This window comes from Brevibacillus brevis NBRC 100599, assembly GCF_000010165.1.
GTDB lineage: Bacteria > Bacillota > Bacilli > Brevibacillales > Brevibacillaceae > Brevibacillus > Brevibacillus brevis_D.
The window spans coordinates 4,620,219-4,645,809 of record NC_012491.1 but is presented as its reverse complement, the minus strand read 5'-3'; the positions used below and the strand labels follow the sequence as shown (position 1 = coordinate 4,645,809).

Below are 25,591 nucleotides of genomic sequence, written 5' to 3'. Positions count from 1 at the left end.
AGCCTATGGCGTGGGACAGGGCAATTGTCCAGCGCATAGGCTGCTTGGCTTTTTTTCGGCAGAGATTATTTCATGCTTTTTTGGTACTCATCAAATTGAGCAGTTACTTCATTCGAAGGCTTGCTAGTCAAATGGCTGACAACCACGATGGCGAGCAGGCTAATGGCAAAGCCGGGAACCATCTCGTAGAGGAAGTCCTTCAGCACATCAAAACGAGTCCAGATAATAACGGTAAGTGCGCCAGCGACCATCCCGGAGAGAGCACCCCATTTGTTCATGCGCTTCCAATAGAGGGACAGCAGAATGACAGGCCCAAACGAAGCGCCGAATCCGGCCCACGCATATCCAACGAGATCGAGGATCGTGTCATTTTTATTCAAGGCGAGCAAAAAGGCGACGACAGATACAAGCAAGACGGACAAGCGGCCAATCGTGACCAGCTCTTTGTCGGTTGCAGAACGCTTGAAAAAGGTTTTGTAAATATCCTCGGTCAAGGAGCTGGAGGTGACGAGCAACTGAGAGGAAATCGTACTCATGATCGCTGCCAAAATTGCCGCCAGCAAAAAGCCGGTAATGATCGGATGGAACAGAATTGTACCCAACTGAATAAAGATCGTCTCAGGATCGCTCAAGGTCCAGCCTTGCTTGGAGTACAGGGCAATACCGACCAGACCTGTCAGCATGGCGCCAATAACGGAGAAAATCATCCAGCCCATACCGATGCTGCGTGCTTTTTTAATCTCACTTGTGGACGTGATCGCCATAAAGCGAACGATAATGTGCGGTTGTCCAAAATAGCCGAGACCCCATGCAAACAAAGAAATGATGCCGAGCAGACTCGTCCCTTTAAAAATATCGAGCAAAGAGGGATCGACAGCGTGAATCTCGGTAAATGTTTCTCCAAATCCGCCCGCTGTAAGAACGGTCACAAGCGGAACGAGAATGAGTGCGATGACCATGATGAGTCCTTGTACAGCGTCCGTCCAGCTTACAGCGAGGAAGCCGCCAAACAATGTGTAGGCAATGGTGACCAATCCAACAATCCATAGCCCCGTTTGATAGCTCAGGTGGAAGGTGTTTTCAAACAACACGCCTCCAGAGACGAGACCAGATGAGACGTAAAAGGTAAAAAAGATCATAATAACAAGGGCCGAAACAAGACGAAGCATCCGAGACCCGTCCCCGAAACGATTTTCCAAAAAAGCAGGAATCGTAATCGAGTTGTTGGCAACCTCTGTATACGAGCGAAGGCGGGGAGCGACATACAGCCAGTTGGCATAAGCCCCGAGAGTCAGACCGATGGCAATCCAGGATGCGCTAAGACCTTGGGCAAACATGGCGCCAGGCAAGCCCATCATCAACCAGCCACTCATGTCGGATGCACCCGCGCTGAGAGCGGTTACAGTTGGACCGAGCGACCGACCGCCGAGCATGTAGTCTGTCAGATTGGAGGTACGTTTGTAGGCATAATAGCCGATCAGGAGCATACCTGCCATGTACACAATAATAGATGCGAGCAGCATATTCATTGGCATCACCTCGTTGTGTTTAGTATTTGTGAAAATTATATGAACATCTTACACATTATCATGCCCAATTATAAAAATCTATAAGTAAATACAGAAAATTTTGTAGAAACCCAATAAAAAGTTTTTTAATAACAGGAAAAAGCCCGCGATGATGGATCGCAGGCTTTTCTTGAAATATTTTCCTAATTACTGAACTTGAACCTGACCGTTTCCGTCGAGTGTTACTTTGAATTCCTTTACGACAGTAGGCTCCGCACCTTGGTTGTTCAAATCATGCTTGAGCACTTTGAAAGTACCATCGGCAGAGAGTGTGCCTGTATATTCAACACCAAACATGTCAGATTTATAAAAGCTGAAGTTCGCAAGCTCGGTTTTTTGCAATTCATTCACGAGCAACTGACCATCTCCACTGAACATGGCATTACGCAATGCCTCAGAGGATTCGTATTTTTGCTGGAGGTATGTTTGCAGCTGTTTGGCGACTTCAGACTCAGCCAGTTGCTTGCCGGCTTCGAGAGCTTGTTGGCCCGCTTCGACAGCCTGTTTTCCTGTCTCAATCGCTTGTTGACCTGTTTCTACTGCTTGCTGGGCGGTTTGGACCCCTTCTGATAGATCGGAGCAGGCAGTGAGCAGCAACGCGCATGCGATCATCCATACTTTTTTCATGTGATTCACTCCTTTCTGGCGTGACGATTCATACTTTATTTATTTTACCGTATATCCACTGACTTCGCATCCGCATATGATGGGGTAAGCGTAAGAGCTGCACTGATTACAGGGAGGAAACACAATGATTCAAGGGAAAGTAAAATGGTTCAGCAAAGAAAAGGGCTATGGGTTTATTGAGCGTGATGGAGGACCTGATGTATTCGTACACTACTCTGCGATCACGGGGGCAGGTTACCGGAACTTGGAGGAAGGCGAGCAGGTGGTTTTTGAAATCGTGAATGGACAGCGTGGGCTGCAAGCCGCGAATGTGGCGAGGAAAGTCGTGTAAAAGAGGTATCATCTTCTAAAAACACATGACGAAGGACCTCCTTCGATTCAAAAACGCCGTCATACCTGTACAAGGCAGACGGCGTCTTATTTATGTCACGTATCGTTCGGGATGGATCAAAGGTTGTTGTAGAGAAAGACTGACAATGCAATCACCAAGGCGATGGTAATCATGCCGTAAATGATCAACAGATTGCGGGAGCGTTGTTTAAAGTCCCGCACTTTGGATTCGGATGGGTTCATACCGATTTTTATGGTAACGACGAGACCTATGAGAACAAGTACAATAATAGCAATAATGAAAGGCAAAATACTCATAACAGCCAGTCCTTTCTGTATGGCTCAGTCATCCTGCTGGATATACACGAGGATGCATACGGTAGCTTACTTCGATCATATACCGACCGCACAAAAATGTTGCCATCCACTTGGGGATTATTTTGACCATCCACTTGCTGTGAATGCATCTGCTAAGCGTGACACCGCCTCCGTGATCTGATCCAGGGTAGCTCTGCCAAAGGTGAAGCGGACATACCCTTGCTCCGCGCCGAAAAGATGCCCCGGAACGAAAACGACTCCCCGTTTGACTGATTCTGTGAGAAAATGTTCGCCGCTCCATTCCCCTTTAAATTTACACCACAGGTGAATGCCTCCCTCTGACCCGACCATTTCTACTTGATCACCGAACTTGTCTTGGAGCGAGGAGACAAGCTGATCGTGCCGCAAGGATAGCTCTGTTCGCAACAGATCGATGTGACTCGCAAACTGAGGCGATCCGAGAAAGCGATTCGCCAGCCATTGCGGAAAAATGCTGTGCCCAAAATCAAACTGTTGTTTCGCATCTGCCAATCTCTCCATGACGGTAGGGGGCCCGACGATCCAGCCGATTCGTAGACCTGAGGCTACGATTTTGGTCAAAGAGCTGATATAGAGTACGGTTCCGTGTTGATCCAGTGATTTTAAGGTTGGGACGGGCTCTCTCGAAAAACTGGTCAGGCTGTATGGGTCATCCTCGATGATCGGAATCCCTTTTTCATAGGAGAACGCGAGCAATTCCTGGCGCCGCTCCAATGAAAGTAGCGTTCCTGTCGGGTTCTGATAATTCGGATTGAGAAAAACCATTTTGATGCGGTGCTGGCGGTGGAGCTGGGCCAAGTGCTTCGGGTCGATTCCATCCCGGTCGACAGGCAGCGAAAACGTACGCAAGCCAGCAGAATGAAAAAGCGGCAAGGAATAACAATAAGACGGCTCCTCAATGGCAACCGCATCCCCTGGCTTTAACAAGCATTGAACAACGAGATGAAGGGCTTGCTGCGCGCCTGACGTAATCATGATCGAGGTAGCGGGTGCTTCGATGCTTCGCCATGCTTTCATGTGGAGACTCAATGTTTCTCGCAAAGCCCAATTGCCCTGCGGATGCTCATAGCCGAGATGAGCCGGGAAATCATCGGGGGTCATGAGCTGCTGGAGCGTTTGATTGGGAACGAGATCGGTCGAGAGCTCGCCACTCGCTAAATCGATCAAGTCATTTTCCTGTGTTTCACGACGGATTTTGCGAATCAGCGGTAAATTCGGACGAAACGAACCTGATTCCGTCAAATGACGCCAGTTCGGAACGCGGGTCCGTGCCAGTCCCCAAATATCTTGGCTGACGATGGTGCCACTTCCTTGTATGCGCTCGATCATCCCTGCTGCTTGCAGTTCATCGTACGCAGCGACGACGGTCGAGCGGTTGACGTTCAGTTCTTTGGCCAGTGTGCGCTCCGAGGGCAAGTAGCTGCCAGGACCGAATTCACCACTGCTGATTCGTTGCTCGATTTGCTCTGCTATTTGTTTATATAAAGGCTTTGTAGGAACAGAAGATTTGCCATCCATCACGAATCCCGCTTTCTACATTTATTACTCGTGCCGTAAAACCCCTTGCTTTAGCTATGGGGATATAAGGTACTTTGCTCTGCATCCTCTGTAGGGGGTGCTAAGGAAGTGGTATAATTAACCATGGGTGATGGTTTTGAGTAGATCAGTGGAAAGTAACCACAATGTCGTATTTGACTGTAAATATCACGTTGTTTTCTGTCCGAAGTATCGTAAAAAGGTTTTGAAAGAGCCAGTAGACATTCGATTAAAAGAGTTGTTTCTTGAAAAGGCAGTGGAACTACGTGAAGTTGTTGAAATGGAAATCATGCCTGATCATGTTCATTTGCTCATTAAATGCGATCCGCATTTCGGAATCCACCGAGTCGTAAAACATTCTCTCAAAAGTAGACTTCCCTCGCTATGGACAAACTCCTGCTTTGTAGCAACGGTTGGCACGGTGCAACTCGATGTGATTAAGAACTACATGGAGTCTCAAAAAGAAAGGAATGATTGAACTTGCATAGAGCCTACAAATTCCGATTGTATCCAAACAAAGAACAAACAACACTCATCAACAAGACAATTGGATGTACTCGCTTTGTATTCAATCACTTTCTTGCGAAACGAAAAGATGCTTACGAACAAGAAAACAAAACGTTGAATTACAACGACTGTTCTGCTTTGCTCACACAACTTAAAAAAGAAATCGAATGGTTGAAAGAAGTGGACTCCACTGCCCTGCAATCAACCTTAAAAGATTTGGATTCCTCCTACAAAAAGTTTTTCAAGGAGAAAAAAGGCTATCCCAAATTCAAGAGCAAGAAGAACCCAAAGCAATCCTATACATGCAAGATGAACATCAAAATAGAAGACAATCGCATCAAACTTCCTAAGCTGGGATGGGTATCGTTTGCTAAATCCAGAGAAGTGGAAGGGCGAATCCTATCGGCTACGATTAGATGCAATCCTTCGGGTAAATACTTTGTATCCGTATTGTGTGAAACGGAGAGTAAATTACTCCCACAAGTAGAACGAACAGTTGGGATTGACCTTGGAATCAAGGATTTCGCCATTCTCTCTACTGGTGAGAGGGTAGCAAATCCCAAATACTATCGCAAGTATGAAAAGCAACTGGTGAAGTGGCAACGGATTCAATCTCGTAGACAAAAAGGCAGCAACAACCGGAACAAGGCGCGTACCAAAGTAGCTCGACTCCACGAAAAAATTGCAAATACCCGTAACGATTTCCTACATAAGCTGTCAACCAAGCTGATCAACGAAAGCCAAGTAATCTGTTTGGAGGACTTGCAAGTGGAAAATATGGTCAAAAATCACAAGTTAGCCAAATCCATTGCAGATGCTTCGTGGTCGATGTTTCGTACGATGCTGGAGTATAAGGCAGAATGGTATGGAAGAAAGGTCTCCATTGTGGGAAAACAATTTCCTTCAAGCCAGCTCTGCTCAACTCCAAACTGTGGATACCGCAACAAAGAAGTGAAAAGTCTCAACTTGCGCAGTTGGATATGCCCGCACTGTGGCGTACAACATGATCGTGACCAAAACGCTGCGATCAATATTGAGCAAGAAGGACTTCGATTGTTGGCATAGTCAACTAAACTGTGGGACACATAGGGATAGCTTGGTAATATTCACTCCGTTAGGAGTGACTACCCAAGAATCCCCCGCCTTTAGGCATGGGGAGTGTCAAATCATGACATTCCGATCTTTCCTTTTCGTCTGGGTCAGGTAAAATAGATGAGATGGAAGGAGAGATGGACGATGAAACAATACCTGGATTTGTGCCAGCGCATTTTGGATGAGGGTGTCATAAAAGAGGATCGGACAGGCACCGGAACGACCAGTGTTTTTGGGCATCAGATGCGTTTTGACCTGAGTGAAGGCTTTCCTATGGTCACGACGAAAAAGCTGCATATGAAATCGATCATCCACGAATTGCTCTGGTTTTTATCAGGCGATACCAATGTCCGCTACTTACAGGAAAATGGTGTGCGGATCTGGAACGAATGGGCCGATGAAAACGGAGATTTAGGCCCGGTATACGGAAGTCAATGGCGTTCTTTTACTGGACGAGACGGCAAAACAGTGGACCAGATTCAATGGGTCATTGATGAGATCAAACGCAATCCAGACTCCCGCCGCTTGATCGTTAGCGCGTGGAATCCGGCTGAATTGGACAAGATGGCATTGCCCCCTTGTCACCTGCTGTTCCAGTTTTACGTAGCGAATGGCAAGCTGTCCTGCCAGCTGTATCAACGCAGTGGCGACACGTTTTTGGGTGTGCCGTTTAATATCGCTTCCTACGCGTTGTTGACGCATATGGTGGCGCATGTCACAGGGCTTGAAGTGGGCGATTTTGTTCATACGATCGGAGACGCTCATCTGTATCTCAACCATATCGAGCAGGTCAAGCTACAGCTCACTCGCGAGCCGAAACCACTGCCAAAGCTCGTGCTCAATCCAGATGTGACTTCGATTTTTGACTTCAAATACGAAGATATAGAAATCGTTGGCTACGAATCCCACCCGCACATCAAAGGCGAGGTGGCCGTATGATCAGCCTGATTGTTGCCTATGCCCGCAACCAAGTCATCGGAAAAGATGGCGACATGCCGTGGCACCTTCCTGCCGACTTGAAAAATGTGAAGGAATTAACGACAGGCAAAACGATTGTAATGGGACGCAAAACGTTCGAATCGATCGGCAAGCCGCTGCCTAACCGCAGAAATGTCGTTTTGACGCGCAGTCAGGACTTTCATCCTGAAGGTGTAGATGTCGTTCATACGAAGGAAGAAGTTCTCGCCATGGGTGATGTCATCATCTTTGGCGGCTCGGAAATTTATCGCCAGTTCCTCGATGTCGTTGATCGTTTGTACATTACTGAGATCGATTTGGAAACAGAGGGAGATACGTTTTTCCCGGCATGGGACCGTGATGCTTACACCTTGGTGGACAAGCGTGAGGGTATCGTGGATGAGAAGAACGTTCATCCGCATGCGTTTTACGTGTATGAGCGGAAAAATAGCTGATAAACAAAAATGCCTCGGTACTGAGGCATTTTTTTGTTCTTTTTTTACCTCTTCTACTAGGTCGTTATACTCGACATATGTATGGAACCAAACGCATATATAACGATAGGAAATAGCAGGGACGAACCTAAGGAGGTGATCGGGTGAAGGTAGACTTTCACGTCCATCTGGAGGAAGGGCCGTATTCGCTGGACTGGTTACTCAAGCAAGCGGAATCATTGCGCCCCCACGTGGAGCATGCCGAAGTGATGGGGAGCCGCAAATGGGCAAGTATGCTGACCAATGGGTTGGCAGAACGCCTACAACAAGGCCCGTATTCACGAGATTGGCTTGAATTGTATCGATTACGTGCCAAACAGGCTGGGATTCAGCAAGTTTGCGTGGTCGAGCACTTATATCGCTTTCATGAGTATCGGTCGTACTACGAACAGCATGTGCACATCGGCTCTGATCGTTTGGGGACAGCGCAGCGCAAATGGCTAAGCCAGGTCGCAAACGATTCACTGGACAGCTTTGTTGTTTTCCTGCAAAAAGAGCGGCTTCGCTGGGCGGAGGATGGAATTGAGCTACGTGTCGGGATTGAATTGGATTATTTTTCGGGTGGAGAAGAGACACTGCGGCATGTCATCAATCAATATCCTTGGGATGTGTGCATAGGAGCCGTGCATTTCCTGGAAGGCTGGGGCTATTCGATCCAGGGTGCACAAGAACGCTTTGGAAGACAGGAGCTAATCGGATTGTACAGCCTTTATTTTGATAAGCTGGAGCAGGCGATCGAATCGCAATTATTCGATGTGATCGCCCATATCGATGGCATCAAAGCGTTTGGTATGCGACCGAATGAGACTGCCCTATTGCCGTATTATCAGCGTGTGGCCCGGGCTCTTGGACGTATGGGGATTGCGACGGAAATCAATACGGGCTACGGTTTGGCGAGTCAGCTCCGTGAATTTTCGCCCAGCTATCGTTTTCTGGAAATTTTGTTTCAGAATGAGGTGCCCATCACCTTGGCGTCTAACGCTACTGCGCCTGATCAAGTCGGTCAGCATTTGGACGAGGCTCGAGCGCAGTTGAAACGGGTAGGCTATACGAGCTTTGCGGTTTTTGAAAAACGAAAACGCAGCATGCTCGCTCTGGATTAGTTAAGCTCCCCATTTGACCCATGATTCTGCTATGATGGGACAAGAATAGTGAATCTAGGGGGGTAAGAACCTTGGTCTTACAGGAACAATTAAAAGAGCTGCTAAAAGAGATGGAGCCGCAAATCATTAGCTGGAGGCGTCATCTGCACCAGCATCCCGAGCTTTCCTTTCAAGAGGAGAAGACTCCAGCCCTTATTGCCGAAATATTGAGAGGACTTCACTTCGATGAGGTTCGAACAGGCGTCGGTGGTAGGGGAGTCATCGGCGTTTTGCGCGGTGGGCGCCCGGGTAAGGTCGTCGGGTTGCGTGCAGATTTTGACGCGCTGCCGATTCAAGATCAAAAAGATGTACCGTATAAATCGACTGTACCTGGCGTCATGCATGCGTGTGGGCATGATGCGCACACTTCTCAGCTACTGGGACTCGCTTCTGTTTTGGCAGCTCATCGTGAGCAGTTTGCCGGTGAAATTCGCTTTGTTTTTCAGCATGCGGAGGAGGAAAATCCGGGCGGAGCTATCCAAATGGTTCAGGATGGTGCTGTAGAGGGCGTCGATGCGATCTTTGGCGTTCATCTCTGGTCGATGTTCCCTGTAGGAAAGGTATTCATTAGTGCGGGTCCACTCATGGCGAATACGGACGACTTTTCCATTGAGATCAAAGGAAAAGGGGGACACGGTGCTGTTCCGGAAGAAACCGTCGACTCTATTGTGATCGGATCACAAATCGTCGGTCATCTGCAAACGATTGCCAGCCGTAACGTTAGCCCGTTAGAAAGTGTGGTCGTGACCGTGGGGACGTTCCACGGCGGAGACAGTACGAACATCATCGCAGATAGCTGTCGTTTGACAGGGACTGTCCGCTCCTTTTTGCCAGACGTCCGCGATCGTGCGGAGCAGCGCCTGACAGAAATAGCGGAGGGGACGGCTGCCATGATGGGAGGAAGCGCTACAGTTGTCTACGAGCGAGGATATCCAGCCGTCATTAACCATGAAAAGGAAACAGCGATCGCACGGGAAGCAGCCATTGCAGCGTTTGGAGCTGGCCGTGTGGAGTCGATGAAGCCGTTGATGGGGGGCGAGGACTTTTCGTACTATTTGGAAAAGGTGCCCGGCGCTTACTTGTTCGTAGGGGCAGGCAATCCGGAAAAACTGGCAACATATCCCCACCACCATCCCCGCTTCGATATCGACGAGGATGCCATGCTCATCGCAGGCGAGCTCTTGGGACGAACAGCGCTGCACTATTTGGAAACACAGCAACGATAAGAAAACGCATGAAAGATGCGCTTTTGCCTACATAGGACAAAGGCGCTTTTTTTTGCTTTCAACCATAAGCTATACGAGGCTAGCTAGAAAATCGAATAAGGGAGGGAGGGGCCTTTCGGTGAGAAAACGGATAGGCGTACTGACCTACCGAGGAGAATCAGGCTTTGTCGAGCCCGGCTATTTGCGAAGGCTGGTAGAGGCAGGAAGAGAAATGGGGGCAGAGGTTTTTTTGTTTAGCCCACAAGATGTCCGTTTTACAGAAAAGCGGATCAACGGTTTTGTACCAGATGGCAAGAAGTGGAGACGAGAGACTTTTCCCTGGCCCGATATCGTCATCGACCGTTATCGCTACTATCCATTGCCCAAGCATAGTGCCTATTTGCCATTTCGCAAGCAAAACTGGTTCCGTTATGCGAATAATCGCTTCTCGAACAAATATGTCGTTCATCAGATTTTGATACAAGATCCACAGCTACAGCGCTGGCTTCCCGAAACACTCCCCTACGAAAGAAAAACGATTGCCACCATGCTTGCCAATCATCGTCTGGTTTATCTCAAGCCGACAAACGGCACAGGTGGCAGAAGCATACTGCGTGTGGAGAAACGAGCAGGTCGTTACCTTTTGCATGGCAGGACCAAGCAGCAAGCCAAAAGCTGTGAAAAACTGGCGACGCTCACAGAGGTGTGCGAGCGGCTGGAGCATTGGATGAAGAATGAGAAGAGCGGAAACGAGCAGTTTTTTCTTCAACAGGGGCTACAATTGTCACTGGTTCCCAAGCGAACAGTAGATGCTCGCATGCTTGTGCAAAAGGACGGGAAGGGTCAATGGTGTTTGACCGGGATGGGCATTCGGGTTGGGCCGATCCAATCATCTACCTCGAATTTGCATGGAGGAGGAACAGCTTTGCCTGCTGTTTCGTTCTTGGTCACACGATTTGGTCAGGAAATGGCTGAGCGGATTGTGCAGGAATGCAGGGAGCTCGCGATTAAGACGGTTACACGCATTGAAGAGCATTTCGGCCTGATGATGGAGTTTGGCTTTGACCTGGGGATTGATGTTCATGGCAGGGTTTGGATTATCGAAATCAATCCGAAGCCAGGGAGAGAAATTTTCAAGCAGATGCGTCAGCACAAGCGATATGCGACGGCGGTTCGACGGCCGTTGGAGTATGCGTTGTATCTTGTTAATAAGAGCAATGCAGCTAACTAAAGAGGATCTTCCATAGAGGAAGGTCTTTTTTTGTTATTTCCGTTTCTTTTAAGAGGGGGACACGGCATAATAATAAAAAAATGCACAAGAGGTGAAACGCACATGCAAAAACAATCCTTTTCCATCGCACTCGACGAGGAGTTAACGCTGCGTGGCGACATTCATTCGGAGGAATCGGCAGGCTCAGCACAGCCACTCCTGCTGTTTTGCCACGGCTTTAAAGGCTTCAAGGATTGGGGAAGCTTTCCCTACGTGGCCGATGAGCTGGCTAAGCAAGGCATTACCACGATCCGCTTTAATTTTAGCTGTAATGGCGTAGGGGAGAGCTTGATGGAGTTCGACGAGCTGGAGAAATTCGGGCGCAATACATACGCGCGCGAACTGGCTGATTTGCAAGCATTGACGGAACGGATTTTGTCAGGCAAGCTCCCGTTACCCGATTACGTGGACAAAACGAAGCTGTATGTATTGGGACACAGCAAGGGCGGCGGCGACGCGATTTTATTCGGAGCAAACAACCCGCATGTGGCAGGGATTGTGACTTGGAACGGAATCGCTCATGTTGATTTGTTCGACGAGAAGCTGCGCAGACAAATAGAAGAGACAGGCGTCGGATACATAGCAAATGCACGAACCGGTCAAGACATGCCCATCACCAGAGTCGTGATCGAGGATGTGGACAACAATCGCCAACAATACGATATTTTGGAATTGGTTTCTACGATGGAGCAACCACTGTGCATCATCACAGGAGAAAAAGATTATGTCCGTCTGGTAGAGGGTGCAAAAAGAATTCATCAGGCTGCCAAAAACAGCGAGCTGCACTGGATAGAAGGCGGCGATCATACATTTAACACGCGTCATCCGTTTGCGGGTACATCGGCTCCGTTGGAAGCTGCGATCAAGCAAACTGTCGCATTTGTCCGCACCCCACGGACATAGAAAAAACCTCAATTTTCCCGCGTTTTCTTTCCATTTGGGCTGTGGTATACTGGGAATCGTTCTAACGGTTCGAATGATGTGATTATTCAGAAAAATAACAGAACAGGTGGAGAAGAAACATGAATAGCAAGGTGTATCTGTATGATACGACCCTGCGAGATGGAACGCAGGGAGAGGGGATCAGCCTGTCGGTAGAAGACAAGATAAAGATCGCACTGCGGCTGGATCAATTTGGTATCGATTTTATTGAAGGCGGTTGGCCGGGCAGCAATCCAAAGGACATGGCTTTTTTTGAGCGTATCCGGGAGATTTCGCTGCAGCACGCAAAGGTAACGGCTTTTGGCAGTACCTGTAGACCGAATGTAGCAGCGGCAGATGATGACAATCTGCAAGCGTTGATCTTAAGTGGAGCCTCGGCAGCCGCGATCTTCGGGAAATCATGGGACTTGCACGTTACGGATGCTCTCAAGACGACGTTGGAAGAAAACGTACGCATGGTCGCTGATTCGGTCGCATTTTTAAAAGAAAACGGACTGACGACTCTCTTTTTGGCAGAGCATTTCTTCGATGGATACAAGGCCAATCCACGCTACGCATTGCGGGTGCTGGAAGCAGCAGAAGAGGCTGGGGCTGACTGGATTGTTCTCTGTGATACAAACGGCGGGACACTGCCGCATGAAGTTTATGATATTGTCAAAACGACTGTGGGCCATCTACGGACGCCTGTAGGCATTCATCCGCATAATGACAGCGGAGTGGCAGTTGCCAATGCACTAGCTGCGATACAGGCGGGCGCACAGCAAGTACAAGGAACGATTAACGGTATCGGTGAGCGCTGCGGGAACGTCAACCTGATCTCAGTGGTTCCGAATTTGCAGCTCAAGCTGGGCCATCATTGTGTGAGCAGTGATCAATTGCAGGAGCTGACACAGTTGTCTCGCTATGTAGCGGAAATTGCCAACATGACGATGCCGAACAACCAGCCGTTTGTCGGGTACAGTGCGTTTGCTCACAAGGGTGGTATTCACGTAAGCGCCGTTATGCGCGATCCGAAAACGTACGAGCACATCGAGCCAGAAAATATCGGCAACAAACGTCGCGTACTCGTCTCAGAGCTCGCAGGACAAAGCAATTTGCTCGCCAAAATGGAAGAGCTCGAGATCGATCTATCGCTGGATCGCGAAAAGGCGAGAGAAATCATTACACACATCAAAGAGCGCGAATTCCAAGGCTATCAATACGAGGGAGCAGAGGCTTCGCTCACGCTGATGCTGCTGGAAGCCTCCGGCAAGCTAAAAAACCTGTTCAAGCTAGACTCCTTCAAAATCATGTTGGAAAAGGCAGCCATCCAATCGATCACATCGGAGGCAACCGTGAAGCTGCGAGTGAACGGGGAGTCTGTCCATACGGCTGCCGATGGCAATGGTCCGGTGAATGCGCTGGACAATGCGATGCGAAAAGCATTGGAGAGCTACTACCCGTGCATTGCAAAAATGCAGCTGGAAGATTACAAGGTGCGTGTCTTGGACGAAAACGGCGCGACTGCTGCAAAAGTACGTGTCCTCATCGAATCCTCGAGCAACGGCGAAAAGTGGAGCACAGTCGGCGTTTCCACCAACGTCATCGAGGCGAGCTGGGAAGCGCTGGCAGACAGTATCCGTTACTTGCTGTGGAAAGAAGGCTGCGAGGAAGTCGGAAGCCTTGCTTCCTCCGGGACGCGTGTAGGAATTGTGAATCATTAACAAAGGGAACCAGCCTGGGCAAATGCCATCAGGCTGGTTTTCCTTTGGTATGCAAGTTTTAAAAGGTACCGATCAACGAACAAAGCTGGCGAGAAGAAAAAGCACAGGGCTCGTAGACCTTGACAACGCCTACCCAGTCGGAACTTCCAAAAGGGGACCACGCTTGTCGAACACTTCTTCTCTGAGAAACTTCCGCCCGTAGGGTGGCTTTGGCTCGACGGTCCCCTTTTGGAAGTGTAGACGGACACTCAATCCCCCAGCTGGCGTGTCAGAGTCGAATAGAACTGTGCTTTTTCTTCTCCTCCACCATGTTGACTCAAACCACAAAGACCTTCGGTCACGGCTGCGAAGAAGAAACCGGCCGATCAATCAGTTGCCACAGCTTTGTCTCGGTGGCAGAATTCGGGTCAGGTGTGTAAATGCTGCACCGCAAATCCGCATTCCCGGAAACTTGCAGCGAAGTCAGATGAAAGAGCATTTTCCCTACCTTCGCATGACGGAATTCCAGTAATACCTCCGGGGCTGAGCTGACGCGGCTCTGCTCCCACAGGTCGTGAAAGTCGGGATGAACCTGCCGCATCTCACTTAAAAACTGCTCGTACCACTCGTCCTCTACATACTGACCGTAATTGGCGCGAAAAATCGCGAGAAAGCCGCTGACAAAATGCTCCCAGTTGACGGCCAGCCGTCGTAATTCCTTACGCGTAAACACGAGGCGGATTAAATTCCGTTCTTCATAAGGGATTTGTTCAAAATCAAGAAAGACATGTGTAGCTGCCTCGTTCCAGCCGACAATATGACTGCGCCGATCTGAAATGATGGTTGGGCACGAGCGCAACTCTTTTAAGATTCGTTTCAGGGCTGGATTGATCTGCGGCGGTTCATCTTTTTGCGGGCTTTGCCCGACTCCAGACCCCGTCTCTAGTGCCAGCGCATACAAATATTTGTGCTCATCGACGGTAAGCTGCAAGGCTCTTGCTACCGCATCCAGAACAGAAGGCGAGACCTTGATATCGCGGCCTTGTTCCAGCCATGTATACCAGGTGGAGCTAACCCCCGCGAGTTGAGCCACTTCTTCTCTTCGTAGCCCAGGTGTTCTTCTACGTGTCCCAGGGGCCAGCCCGACCGATTGTGGTAAAATTTTGGCGCGTTGCGCTTTCAAAAAAGTAGACAGTGCCTGCAAACGCGTTTGCTGATTCATGGTACACTCTCCATTTCCCAATTTCCTCAACTGGGTAAGTTTGTTAGACTAGTACTCATTATACTAGGATAAACAACAACTTGTAATAGGATAACACGTGTGACAAGATGGTTTCCATAAGGCACTCGAATAGGAGGCTAATCATGGAAAAAGTCGTTGTCACAGGAATGGGAGTAATCTCCCCGATAGGGAATACAGTGAATCAGTTTTGGAACAGTCTCGTGCAAGGAAAGTCTGGTATCTCTCCAATTGATACTTTTGATACAGCACGAAATAAAACGAAAATCGCAGGTTTGGTGCGAGATTTTGATCCAGTGGAGCGGTTTGGGCGCAAAGAAGCGCGGCGAATGGATCGCTTTTGCCAGTTTGCCCTTGCTGCTGTAGAAGAAGCACTAGAGGATGCAGAACTTCAGCTGGACGAGTTGGACCGCGAGCGAATCGGGGTTTATGTAGGCTCTGGCATCGGTGGGGTAGGGACGCTTCTTGAGCAGCATAACGTTCTACGTGAACGAGGTCCTGAGCGGGTCAGCCCGACGCTTGTTCCCATGCTCATTTCTAACATGGCAGCGGCGATGATCAGCATCAAGTACGGTTTATACGGTCCGACAATGTCACCTGTTACTGCTTGCTCGATTGGGAATACGTCCATCGGTGAGGCTTTCCGGCTCATTCGGGCGGGCGGGGCGGATATCGTCATCGCAGGAGGGTCTGAGGCCGCAGTGACAGACATATCTCTCGCCAGCTTTAGCAATGCGACAGCATTGTCTACAAGAAATGATGATCCAGCAGGAGCGAGTCGGCCATTTGATGCCAAGCGGGATGGGTTTGTCATGGCAGAGGGTGCCGGGATTGTGATATTGGAATCAGAATCACACGCCAAGAAAAGAAACGCCCGCATGTATGCCGAGGTGATTGGCTATGGGGCAAGCTCTGATGCCTATCATATGGTGGCGACACATCCGGAAGGAATCGGTCCCTATCGTGCGATGAAATGGGCCCTTCAGGAAGCAGGGGCCCAACCGACCGACGTGGATGTCATCAGCGCGCACGCAACCAGCACAGAACTCGGAGACCGCTCCGAGACACTGGCCATCAAAAAGCTGTTTGGCGACCATGCGTACCGTGTACCGATCACCGCCAACAAATCGATGACGGGACATATGTTTGGTGCAGCCGGGGGTGCGGAGGCGATCGCCCTGATTAAGAGCTTGCAGGAAGGAATCATTCCCCCGACAATTAATCAGGTAGAGCGTGACCCCGAATGCGATCTGGACTATGTGCCAAATACGGCACGCAAAGCCACGCTCGACATTGGCATGTCCAATTCCTTTGGCTTTGGCGGTCACAATGCAGTCATCGTGTTGAAAAAAATGTAACGGATAGAGCCTGTTCTCGTAGTCTCAGGTAGACTGTGAGAGCAGGCTTTTTTTATTTCGATAGAAAAAAATGAAACGTTTTGTCGCCCTGATTTCTCTAACAGGGGAGAAAAGGAGGGGGAGCTGTTTGAATAGACAACTTGGTCTCGTTGCTCGTGCCAAGGCTGGTGATGCTGACGCGTTTCAAATGCTGATTCATCAGGAAAAAGCCAATTTGTACAAGATGGCTTTCGTGTATACGCGCAACGAAGAGGATGCGCTTGAGATTTTTCAGGAAACGGTCTATAAGGCGTTACTCTCCATTTCAACCTTAAAGGAAGAGCAGTATTTTACCACATGGTTGACGCGCATTTTGATCAACTCGGCGCTTGCCTATTTGGCTAGGAAACGCAAGGTAATCTCGCTTAGCAAAGACATGATTGAAAATGTGCGGGATACAGGAAGCGTAAGGCTCGAGGAACGGATCGATCTGCTGGAAGCAATGGAAGAGCTGGAAGAAAAGTATGTAACGGTACTGCTGCTAAGGTTTTACAAGGACTACTCCGTAAAACAAATCGCGGAAACGCTGGATTGTCCGGAAGGCACTGTAAAAACGAATATTCACAGAGGATTGACGCTATTAAAAAAGAAACTAAAAGGGGAGTACTTCGATGAGAGAAAAAATTCATGCCTATAAAGAGCAAGTAGATCGCATTCCAGTCCCGACAGAGAAGCTGGACGCTATTATCGCCCAAACCGTTCAGAAGGCTGTACCGAAGAAAAAACGCCTGAACAAACGAAAGCTGGTGTATAGCACAGGGGCTGCAGTCGTTGCTGTAGGTATCTTGTTTAGCTCAGCGACTGTCTCACCCGCGATGGCGAACCTAGTCTCCAAGGTGCCTTTGATCGGATCGATATTCACTACTTGCGGTGACAGCGGATTGAAGCAAGCGAGTGAAAAAGGCTTAACGACTGTCATCGGCGAGTCGCAGGACGTGGGTGGCAATGCGATTACCGTCAATGAAGTCTACTATGATGGGACACGCTTTACGATTGGGTACACATTGGAAACAAAGGAGGCAGTCGGAGAGCATTATTTAGGCTCCTCACCAGATTTGACAGTGAACGGAGAAGCGTTTGGATACGCAGGAAGCAGCAAGCAAACACAAATTTCTCCGACGCTTGCGACCGGAATTGTCGAAATCGACACAATGAATGGCTTGCCTCAGGAGTTTAAGCTAGGGTTGAGCTTCCAGGGGGAGGACGGCAAGAAGTGGAGCTTCTCCCTACCAATCAGTGAGCGTACAGATACGAAACGCATTCCGGTTAATCACAAGCAACAAGCTGGGGGCATTGACCTGACGGTTTCGGATGTCACAGTGGGTCCAGCAGGGCTGGTTGTGAGCTTCCAGGCAGTAACCGAAGAAATTGGATATTTATCGAGTTATTTGGAATTCAAGGTGGTCGATGAAAAAGGGAACGAGCTGGGAGCATACTCAGGCGGCAGCCAAGGTAAAAAGTCCGACGGCAAAGAGTATCTCATGGGTACAAGACGTTTCGACCCGGTGACATCGGATGTAAAAGAATTAACGATCACGCCATATATGTCATTGCCTACAAACGGTGGCGGTGTCGAAATGGATGGCAAAGGGAAAGAAACATTGATCCAATCGGCAATCGAGACGATACAAAAGCATGGAAAGAACATCAAGTTCAATACGTTTACAATTTCCTTGCAAAAATAAAACCACGCAAAAAAGCGTCACTCCATGTACAGGAGCGACGCTTTTTTCTCTTGTTGGGGCAAAAACTAGGATTGCTTTCTCATCGCACCCAGCTCTTCAACGATGGCGGTCATTTCATTGATGCCAAACGCTGCTTTTTTCTGCACCATGTTGTACAGGTACAGCAAATCCTCGTAATGAACGAGATCGAAGTCCTCCGGGCGCATCACTGCTGTATTCGCCATGTTCAGCTTTGCTTTGATGCCCTCAATGATAATGGCCAAGTTTTCTACAGTCGGTTGATTCAGGTCAGCCATACTTTCTCTCTCCTCTCTACAAATCTGGTATTTATTTCGTCAGTTGCCCACGTGTGACACCCAACTGGTTGGTTGCCTTCAGGGTACGCCATACGTGTGTACCGCTAACTTCTCCACGCAATGCCTTGCGATACAGACTGATTACCTCTTTCACGCGCTCTGGCTCTTCTTCCAAAAACTCGATGCGATAGCTACCGACATTCAGGGATCGGAACTCGCTCAAGTATTCAGCACCGGACTGGTCAATCGCGTTATAAACGGTATTGCGGCAACCGGTATCCACACGTACAGGGTGAGAAAAACCGACGCGGTCTTTCAAAGAAATGCGGGAAGTCTCACATGGAGTTCCGCAGTTTGTATGGTCAGTACCTTCACTCATGAATGTGCAGTATACGCAGTGCTCGGTGTGGAACATCGGCATGTGCTGGTGGATAACCAGCTCCATGTTCGCAGCGTTTGAGCGGCTGAGCATATCAACCATTTGCTGGATGTTCAGATCGTACGATGGCGTGACGCGCTCAAGACCTGTTGCAAGGAACAGTTCAACTGCCTTGTGGTTCGCGACATTCAAGGAGAAATCGCCAATCAGTGGAATGTCGATTTCGTCACGACGGGACAAGTAGTAATAGAGTGCGCCCGTATTGCGCACCAGAATAGCGTCTGGTTTGCTTTTCGCGATCAGGGCAAGGACACCGTTTTCATCCGGCATATGAATGCGCATCGTAGCAATCCCGATCTTTTTCCCGTACTTATGGGCCAGCTTGACACCCTCTGGATACTGCTTGACGAATTCAAAGTCAGCGTAGAGGAAGTCCACATCCGTTTGCGCGGCTGCCTCCAATTGCTCAAGCGAGCGGCACAGCGCTGTCAGGAGTGGCTTTTCCACTGGCTGGCTCTTCGGGGCATCCGCGTATACATTGATATCGTGATGGTGGTAAATCGGCGGCTTGGAGCGCAGGAACACGAGCTGTTCAACCGCGTCACGACGCATCCGGTTCAACTCACTGACAGGTACGATGAGATCCCCTTCGAGATCGACAGTCAGATCGTGAGCTTCCAGGTGGAAAATGGTTCCGCCCAGACGGCTTAATTGATCATGCAGCAACTCAGCCGTCAGAGGACGCTTCAAAGCAGTCTCTAGTAATACCTCAGAAGGAACACTGACAGCGTGATTCGCTTGTTTATCTACCCAAGTGACACTGAGCTTTTCACCCAGCTTTCCGCTCACGTGAACAGACAGCGGGAAGGTACGATAAGGCTTTTCCGTCTCGAACGTTTTGCGCAGGCGACGATCCAGCTCAGGATCGCTCGTCTTCCATACGCGGTCACCGACATGAAGACGCTTCAGATTCACGTCATTGCGTCCCATGACGATTTCGTACATGCCTTTGGAAACTTCGCCTTCAACCTTTTTACTACGGCTCAAAATATCGTAGATGCGACCGCCTTCTTCTTTTTGCGTGGGGTCACCAGCGTCGAACACGATTCCGTCTCCGCGTTTGACAGGAGAAGTGATGTCCACCAAAACGCCTGTAGGAAGCAGTTTTTTCACGGTTCCCAAAAACACGCCGCGGCTTTTCGGGAACGAACCATCTACGAGCTGCTTGTTGTTTGTCCCGGTCAAAAATCCGTGTGTAAATCCGCGAGAGAAGCTTTGTTGCAGCTCGCGTACTTCTACCTCGGTTGGTCCTGTATCTTGTCCGGCAAAATAACGCTCGATGGCGGCATTGTATTTACTCACGACGTTTGCCACGTATTCAGGTGTTTTCAGGCGGCCTTCAATTTTAAAGGAAGTCACACCAGCCTCGATCAGCTCAGGAACCAAATCGATAGCAGCCAAGTCTTTCGGAGACAGCACGTAAGCGATGTTCCCCATTTCCTTTTGCACACCGTCTACCATCAGGTCATACGGCAAGCGACAGGCTTGGGCACACTCCCCGCGGTTTGCCGAGCGTCCACCCCACATTTCCGAGGTCAGACATTGTCCCGAATAAGAAACGCACAAGGCACCGTGAACGAATACTTCCATCGGCAGCTTTGCTTTTTCACCGATTTTTTTGATCTCTTTTAATGAATTTTCACGGCCGAGTACGACGCGTTCCATATCAAACGGCTTCGTGAACTCCACCGCTTCCGGCGAAGTAATCGTCATTTGTGTAGAGCCGTGAATCGGGAAGTCTGGAGATATCTCGCGGATCATCTTTACGAGACCGAGGTCTTGAACGATCACAGCGTCTACTCCAGCGTGAATACAGGCGTCAATCAGCTCGCGTGCATCCTCTAGTTCATTTTCAAATACGAGAATATTAAAGGTAAGGAAGCCCTTTACCCCGTACATGTGCAAATAAGCCATAATCTCAGGCAGCTCCGCCATTTGGAAGTTCTCAGCACGAGCACGCGCGTTGAACTTTTCTACCCCAAAAAAGATGGCATTGGCTCCGTTGGCCACGGCTGCTTTCAAACAGTCCCAGTTACCGGCAGGTGCCAACAGCTCGATATCTTCACGTTTTATACCATTTCGCATGTGTATGTCATTACCTCCAAGGTCTTCAAACAAGCTCTTCTTCATCATAGGGAAATGTGCTGGTCACCGCAACAAAAACATCCTTTCTGCCAGATGTTGAAAATGTGCCTTCCAGAAAGACATCTGTAATGTTATTCTGTAAGAAAAATCGAAATATTCTAAGAGCCAGGGGAACCGATATATGTTAATCATCAAAGACATTTTGCTACAGTTACTGTTCGTTATCGTCCCTGTTTTGCTGTATAGAAATGTTTGGCTGGGGCGATCAACCTCGAACAAGATGAGCATCAAATCATCAATGGTTATCGTTTGTAGCTCGATCAGTGTTATTTTTGCGATGAGCTTTCCAGTACAACTCAGTAATGGTATGGAGTACGATTTACGCTCGATACCGATCATTATTACCATTTTATACGCTGGGTATATCCCGGGCATTTTGACGATTTTGGTGATGTTTATCGTAAGGATCGTTTTAGGTGGCGATGGCGTACTCGTAACGATTCTTGGAACGATGGTTTATGCGATCATCCCGTTTTTATTGGTGAATCGTTGGTATGGCTACTCTTTACAAAAGAAACTAGGGCTCGTTCTCTTGATCGGGTGCTTAAAGCAGCTATCCATCATTGGTGGAGGGATGGTTGTTTTGATCTGGAGAGGATTCCCGTTGTCCATCATTAACAATTATCTGGAGCCGCTGGTGGAAATCGGCTACCTCGCTTTGATCGTACAGGGTGCAGCCGTTTACTTCATCGAGTTTATTCGAGAATCTCATATTATCCGCAAGCAGGTCGAACGCTCGGAAAAGCTGAACCTGATCAGCGAGCTGGCAGCCAGTGTCGCCCACGAAGTGCGCAACCCACTCACGGTGGTACGTGGCTTTGTCCAATTGTTGCGTGAGGAGACGAATCCGAAAAACGTTGAATATATCCGATTGGTCTTAAATGAACTCGATCGGGCTGAATTTATCATTTCCGACTATTTAAATCTGGCCAAGCCTCATTCTGAGACGCTGGAGCGACTGGAGATTGCGCATACCGTGAAAGAAGTCACTGCTATCATGTCCTCCTACAGCGTCATGAACCGAGTGGAAATCGCCTGTGAGACCGAGCCGGGACTATTCGTTGAGAGCAATGCCGTTAAGCTCAAGCAAGCATTGATGAATCTGATGAAAAACGGTATCGAATCGATGGGACAAGGTGGCATACTTCAGGTCACCGTACGAGCAGCTGGGAACTATCATGTGATTTCCATCATGGATGAGGGAGAGGGGATGACGCCAGAGCAGATTGAACAGATAGGGCTACCTTTTTATTCTACAAAGGAAAAAGGGACAGGTCTCGGTTTGATGGTAACCTGCCGGATCATCGAGGCGATGCAAGGGACGATCCACTTTCAGAGTCAACACGGGCATGGAACGCAGGTGACGATTCAACTGCCTGCAGTGTATTTGACCGGAAAAGGAGAGGAACATGGACAAAGATCAAGAGGTGTGGGAGCGACTCTTACATGAGTTGGCTGTCATCAGAAGTGAATTAAAAGCGTTCAAGCTCGAAACACGTGCAGAACTCTATCAAATCAAAAGCGAGCTGAAAGAATGGCAGCAGCGTGAAGAACAGCGAAGGCTCTCGAGCGAAGGGGAATAGACCATGAGACGATCCGCAAACAGATGGTGGCAAAAAACAGGAAAAGCTTTTTTCGCAGCAGGTTTGGCTTTAGCACTTGCTGCATGCGGACAACCACAGGAAGCAGCAAAGCCTGTCGCACAACAAACGAATGAAGCTACCCCGGCTAATGCATCGGCGCAACCCGAACAAATACTCAGACTGAATAACTTTACAGAACCGCTCTCTCTTCATCCCGGACTCATTTCGGATGTTTGGTCATCCAATGTTATTTTTCAAACGTTTGAGGGGCTGACTCGCATTGACGACAAGGGCATTCCTCAGCCCGCGATGGCCCAGGAAATCAAGGCATCAGACGATTTGTTGACGTACACCTTCACGATTCGCGACAATGCGAAGTGGTCGAACGGCGATCCCGTAACTGCGCACGATTTTGAAAACGCTTGGAAATGGGCACTCGATTCCAAAAACGGCTCCCAGTATGCCTACCAGCTGTTTTATGTAAAAAATGCAGAGGCAGCCTTTGCTGGCAAAGCGAAGCCCGAAGAGATCGGGGTCAAGGCAACAGATGACAAGACACTCGTCGTCCAACTGGAAAACCCGACGCCGTTTTTTCTGGAGCTGACAGCCTTTTACAGCTACTTTCCGCTAAATACCAAAGTGGTGAAAGACAATCCAGACTGGGCGAAGGAAGCAGGACCAGCCTACACCTCGAATGGACCGTTCAAACTCGCTGCGTGGGAGCATAAAAACAAGCTAACGCTAACGAAAAATGAGCATTATTGGGACGCAGACGCTGTCAAGCTGACCAAAATCGAAATGAATATGATCAATGACGCGAATACAGAGCTGTCCATGCTGGAGAGCGGCGATCTCGATTGGGCAGGTGCCCCGGCTGGCAATCTTCCGCTCGACGCGATGCCGACCTTGAAGGAAAAAGGATTGCTGGTGATCAAGCCAAAAGCCGGAACGTATTGGTATGAATTCAACACAGAGCAAAAGCCTTTCGACAACAAAAAAATTCGCCAAGCCTTTTCATACGCGATCAACCGGAAAGACATCGTGGAGAACATCACGCAGGGAGGGGAATTGGTTGCGACAGCCGTAGTACCGCCTACGATGTTTGCTGAGAACGAGCAAGGCTTGTTTACAGACAACGACATGGAAAAAGCCAAGCAGCTATTGGCGGAAGGGATGAAGGAAGAAGGGTACGCTAGCGTCGACCAGCTCCCGCCAATTACACTGTCCTATAATACGGAGGAAGCACAGACCAAAATCGCGCAAGCTGTACAGGATATGTGGCAAAAGAACTTGGGTGTGCATGTCAAGCTGGAGAATCAGGAATGGAATGTCTACTATGAAAACGTGAAAAACGGGAAGTACCAAGTAGCGCGGATGGGGTGGACGGGGGATTTCAACGATCCGATCAACTTCCTGGAAATATTCCGAACGAAGGAAGGCAACAACCATACTCGTTGGGAGAATCGTCAATATGCCGATCTATTGGCGGCTTCTGCCAAGGAGAAGGATGCTGCCAAACGAAAAGCGATCTTGCAAGAGGCTGAGAAAATCTTGGTGGATGACATGCCAGTTATTCCGTTTTACTTTAAGTCTACGGTGTATGCGCAGAATCCCAAGTTAAAAGGTGTAGTCATTTCAGGTCTGGGATACGCGCAGTACAAATGGGCCTATTTTGAATAAATCATAAGTTGTCACATTCGAAGGGCTGGTCAGTCGGATTATTCCACGACCAGCCCTTCGAATACGATAGAGACCTTCTCTTCCATGATTTCTTCGAGTGCCCAGGCGCCTTCGCTGCGTACCCAATCATAAAGAGCGTTATAGTAAATGTTTTCCAACATATTCGCAGCAACAAGTGGGTTGAATTTGCTTTTCAATTGATTCTTTTCTTGCGCTTCTTCAATCAGGTCGGCGAACAGCTGGCGCAATTCAAAGTACATGTTCTTTTCGTTCTCAAGCACTTTCCGATGTTTCATCGAGGATTCTACGACGACTTTGATGAAATCGAAATTGGTGATGGTTACTTCATTCATGATCTTGTAGATCCGCAGCACCTTCGCCTTGCATTCGTCACCATAATCCCACTCTTCCCGGCGCTCCTCGATTTCATGCAGACGCTCGTATCCCCAGTTAGCAAGAATGGCTTCCTTTGAAGTGAAATGCAGAAAGATCGTACCGCGTGCAACATCCGCTTCTTCGGAAATCATGTCGATGGTAGTTGCTTCAAAGCCATGTGTTTTGAAAAGCTTGATGGCAGCATTGAAGATTTTTTCGCGTGTTTCGCGCTTTTTCCGTTCCCGTCTCGTCGTCAAGTATGTAGCACCTCCCTATGAACTCGTACGCTTGATTATAACACAACGGTTACCTAACAAAAGAACAGTTCATGCAATTGAGCATAATTTAGGTGAAAAAAGGATAGACTTCTGCGAAGGTCGAATGTATATTTATATACTATAATGAATAAATATTAAATCATACCAGGCTCGTGATGCATGGGGTGGAGGAGAGTAAAATGGGTGTTGCAAAGGCGCTGGCAGTACGTCAGGCTACGATGAAAGACGTGGATGCCATGTTGGAGATTGTTAATGAATATGCACAGCAAGGCTTGATGCTGCCACGTACGAAGCTGTCTTTCTTGGAAAACTTGCAATCCTTTATTGTCGCTCATGACGGAGATTCGGTCGTAGGTGTCGCAGGCCTGCATATTTTGTGGGAGGACCTGGCGGAGATCCGCTCCTTGGCTATCTCGGAAAAAGCAAAGGGGATGGGCGTCGGGAAACATCTGGTTCTTCATTTGGTTGAGCAATGCCGTCTTTTGGGAATTAAGCGTGTACTGGCGCTGACCTATCAACAAGTGTTTTTTGAAAAGTGCGGGTTTTGGGTGGTTGCCAAGGAAACACTGCCGCAAAAAGCCTGGAAGGATTGCATTAACTGCTCCAAGCTGCCGATGTGCGACGAAATTGCTATGATTTTCGAAACAGCCTGATACATTTGGTCTAGCCTTCCTTTTTCCTTTTCTGGTACTATATTCATATAAATAGTAGAAATATAAATAATATTCTATTAGTATACCAGAAAAACCGATTGGCAAAAATGG

General features: G+C 48.7%; 25 protein-coding genes. 17 read left to right on the top strand and 8 right to left on the bottom strand.

Annotated elements, in window-relative coordinates:
• Positions 1–65 precede the first annotated feature (65 nt).
• Both putP and BBR47_RS22040 read right to left on the bottom strand, forming a co-directional pair.
• A complete protein-coding gene (gene putP, locus BBR47_RS22045) occupies positions 66–1,529 on the bottom strand; it encodes a sodium/proline symporter PutP (protein WP_173362208.1) in 1,464 nt (487 codons plus the stop codon).
• A gap of 186 nt (positions 1,530–1,715) precedes the next feature.
• Entirely contained in the window at positions 1,716–2,195 is a 480-nt protein-coding gene (locus BBR47_RS22040) for a hypothetical protein (RefSeq protein WP_015892634.1), read from the bottom strand.
• Between the two features lie 124 nt (positions 2,196–2,319).
• Here BBR47_RS22040 and BBR47_RS22035 point away from each other — a divergent pair, with 124 nt between their 5' ends.
• Positions 2,320–2,526 (top strand): cold-shock protein, encoded by a 207-nt coding sequence (locus tag BBR47_RS22035; RefSeq protein ID WP_015892633.1) that lies wholly within the window; start codon positions 2,320–2,322, stop codon positions 2,524–2,526.
• A gap of 116 nt (positions 2,527–2,642) precedes the next feature.
• Here BBR47_RS22035 and BBR47_RS22030 read toward each other — a convergent pair whose 3' ends face one another.
• Together BBR47_RS22030 and BBR47_RS22025 are read right to left on the bottom strand one after the other, a co-directional pair.
• Positions 2,643–2,843 carry a hypothetical protein gene (locus BBR47_RS22030; protein WP_015892632.1) on the bottom strand — a complete coding sequence of 67 codons (201 nt, stop codon included), beginning with the start codon at positions 2,841–2,843 and terminating at the stop codon, positions 2,643–2,645.
• 117 nt (positions 2,844–2,960) lie between these two features.
• Positions 2,961–4,400 (bottom strand): PLP-dependent aminotransferase family protein, encoded by a 1,440-nt coding sequence (locus BBR47_RS22025; RefSeq protein WP_026134243.1) that lies wholly within the window; start codon positions 4,398–4,400, stop codon positions 2,961–2,963.
• Between the two features lie 136 nt (positions 4,401–4,536).
• Between BBR47_RS22025 and tnpA the strand changes: the two genes are divergently transcribed.
• The 9 genes from tnpA (at position 4,537) to cimA (ending at position 13,730) form a co-directional block, all read left to right on the top strand.
• Positions 4,537–4,896, top strand: coding sequence for an IS200/IS605 family transposase (gene tnpA, locus BBR47_RS22020; protein ID WP_155801105.1), 360 nt, complete (start codon positions 4,537–4,539; stop codon positions 4,894–4,896).
• 2 nt (positions 4,897–4,898) lie between these two features.
• Entirely contained in the window at positions 4,899–5,990 is a 1,092-nt protein-coding gene (tnpB, locus tag BBR47_RS22015; RefSeq protein ID WP_015892629.1) for an IS200/IS605 family element RNA-guided endonuclease TnpB, read from the top strand.
• Positions 5,991–6,161: 171 nt separating this feature from the next.
• Positions 6,162–6,956 (top strand): thymidylate synthase, encoded by a 795-nt coding sequence (locus BBR47_RS22010; RefSeq protein ID WP_015892628.1) that lies wholly within the window; start codon positions 6,162–6,164, stop codon positions 6,954–6,956.
• Positions 6,953–7,429: a dihydrofolate reductase gene (locus tag BBR47_RS22005; protein WP_015892627.1), complete on the top strand. Its 477-nt coding sequence runs from the start codon at positions 6,953–6,955 to the stop codon at positions 7,427–7,429. Before BBR47_RS22010 ends, BBR47_RS22005 begins: the two co-directional genes overlap by 4 nt.
• Positions 7,430–7,572: 143 nt before the next feature.
• Positions 7,573–8,571 carry a histidinol phosphate phosphatase domain-containing protein gene (locus BBR47_RS22000; protein WP_015892626.1) on the top strand — a complete coding sequence of 333 codons (999 nt, stop codon included), beginning with the start codon at positions 7,573–7,575 and terminating at the stop codon, positions 8,569–8,571.
• Between the two features lie 71 nt (positions 8,572–8,642).
• A complete protein-coding gene (locus BBR47_RS21995; RefSeq protein WP_015892625.1) occupies positions 8,643–9,836 on the top strand; it encodes a M20 metallopeptidase family protein in 1,194 nt (397 codons plus the stop codon).
• A 118-nt stretch (positions 9,837–9,954) separates the two neighbouring features.
• Positions 9,955–11,046 carry a YheC/YheD family protein gene (locus BBR47_RS21990; protein ID WP_041749568.1) on the top strand — a complete coding sequence of 364 codons (1,092 nt, stop codon included), beginning with the start codon at positions 9,955–9,957 and terminating at the stop codon, positions 11,044–11,046.
• Positions 11,047–11,148: 102 nt separating this feature from the next.
• Entirely contained in the window at positions 11,149–11,988 is an 840-nt protein-coding gene (locus tag BBR47_RS21985; RefSeq protein ID WP_015892623.1) for an alpha/beta hydrolase, read from the top strand.
• Positions 11,989–12,107: 119 nt separating this feature from the next.
• The gene (cimA, locus tag BBR47_RS21980; RefSeq protein WP_015892622.1) at positions 12,108–13,730 is read left to right on the top strand and encodes a citramalate synthase; all 1,623 of its coding nucleotides are present in this window, start codon (positions 12,108–12,110) and stop codon (positions 13,728–13,730) included.
• A 337-nt stretch (positions 13,731–14,067) separates the two neighbouring features.
• On the opposite strand, the gene BBR47_RS21975 is transcribed toward cimA, so the two are convergent.
• A complete protein-coding gene (locus tag BBR47_RS21975; RefSeq protein ID WP_041749567.1) occupies positions 14,068–14,931 on the bottom strand; it encodes a helix-turn-helix transcriptional regulator in 864 nt (287 codons plus the stop codon).
• A gap of 143 nt (positions 14,932–15,074) precedes the next feature.
• Here BBR47_RS21975 and fabF point away from each other — a divergent pair, with 143 nt between their 5' ends.
• From fabF to BBR47_RS21960, 3 genes are all read left to right on the top strand, one after another.
• Positions 15,075–16,307 carry a beta-ketoacyl-ACP synthase II gene (fabF, locus tag BBR47_RS21970; RefSeq protein ID WP_015892619.1) on the top strand — a complete coding sequence of 411 codons (1,233 nt, stop codon included), beginning with the start codon at positions 15,075–15,077 and terminating at the stop codon, positions 16,305–16,307.
• Between the two features lie 127 nt (positions 16,308–16,434).
• Positions 16,435–16,983: a sigma-70 family RNA polymerase sigma factor gene (locus BBR47_RS21965; protein WP_016743115.1), complete on the top strand. Its 549-nt coding sequence runs from the start codon at positions 16,435–16,437 to the stop codon at positions 16,981–16,983.
• Positions 16,958–18,031 carry a DUF4179 domain-containing protein gene (locus BBR47_RS21960; RefSeq protein WP_015892617.1) on the top strand — a complete coding sequence of 358 codons (1,074 nt, stop codon included), beginning with the start codon at positions 16,958–16,960 and terminating at the stop codon, positions 18,029–18,031. The genes BBR47_RS21965 and BBR47_RS21960 overlap by 26 nt, the downstream gene beginning before the upstream one ends.
• 65 nt (positions 18,032–18,096) lie before the next feature.
• Here BBR47_RS21960 and BBR47_RS21955 read toward each other — a convergent pair whose 3' ends face one another.
• On the bottom strand, positions 18,097–18,327 hold the full coding sequence (locus BBR47_RS21955; RefSeq protein ID WP_015892616.1) for a DUF1128 domain-containing protein: 231 nt from the start codon (positions 18,325–18,327) through the stop codon (positions 18,097–18,099).
• A gap of 31 nt (positions 18,328–18,358) precedes the next feature.
• Positions 18,359–20,851, bottom strand: coding sequence for a DUF3656 domain-containing U32 family peptidase (locus tag BBR47_RS21950; protein WP_015892615.1), 2,493 nt, complete (start codon positions 20,849–20,851; stop codon positions 18,359–18,361).
• A gap of 181 nt (positions 20,852–21,032) precedes the next feature.
• On the opposite strand from BBR47_RS21950, the gene BBR47_RS21945 reads away from it, so the two are divergent.
• From BBR47_RS21945 to BBR47_RS21940, 3 genes are read left to right on the top strand one after another with little or no spacing between them, the layout of a single operon-like run.
• Positions 21,033–22,361 carry an ATP-binding protein gene (locus BBR47_RS21945; protein ID WP_015892614.1) on the top strand — a complete coding sequence of 443 codons (1,329 nt, stop codon included), beginning with the start codon at positions 21,033–21,035 and terminating at the stop codon, positions 22,359–22,361.
• Complete coding sequence (locus BBR47_RS31380; protein ID WP_016743111.1) at positions 22,321–22,494, top strand: hypothetical protein; 174 nt, start codon at positions 22,321–22,323, stop codon at positions 22,492–22,494. The genes BBR47_RS21945 and BBR47_RS31380 overlap by 41 nt, the downstream gene beginning before the upstream one ends.
• Before the next feature lie 3 nt (positions 22,495–22,497).
• Complete coding sequence (locus BBR47_RS21940; protein WP_041749566.1) at positions 22,498–24,174, top strand: peptide ABC transporter substrate-binding protein; 1,677 nt, start codon at positions 22,498–22,500, stop codon at positions 24,172–24,174.
• Positions 24,175–24,212: 38 nt separating this feature from the next.
• Here the strand turns inward: BBR47_RS21940 and BBR47_RS21935 are convergent, their stop codons facing one another.
• On the bottom strand, positions 24,213–24,806 hold the full coding sequence (locus BBR47_RS21935) for a TetR/AcrR family transcriptional regulator (RefSeq protein WP_007722843.1): 594 nt from the start codon (positions 24,804–24,806) through the stop codon (positions 24,213–24,215).
• 200 nt (positions 24,807–25,006) lie between these two features.
• Here BBR47_RS21935 and BBR47_RS21930 point away from each other — a divergent pair, with 200 nt between their 5' ends.
• On the top strand, positions 25,007–25,480 hold the full coding sequence (locus BBR47_RS21930; protein ID WP_007722846.1) for an N-acetyltransferase: 474 nt from the start codon (positions 25,007–25,009) through the stop codon (positions 25,478–25,480).
• The last annotated feature ends 111 nt before the right edge of the window (positions 25,481–25,591 follow it).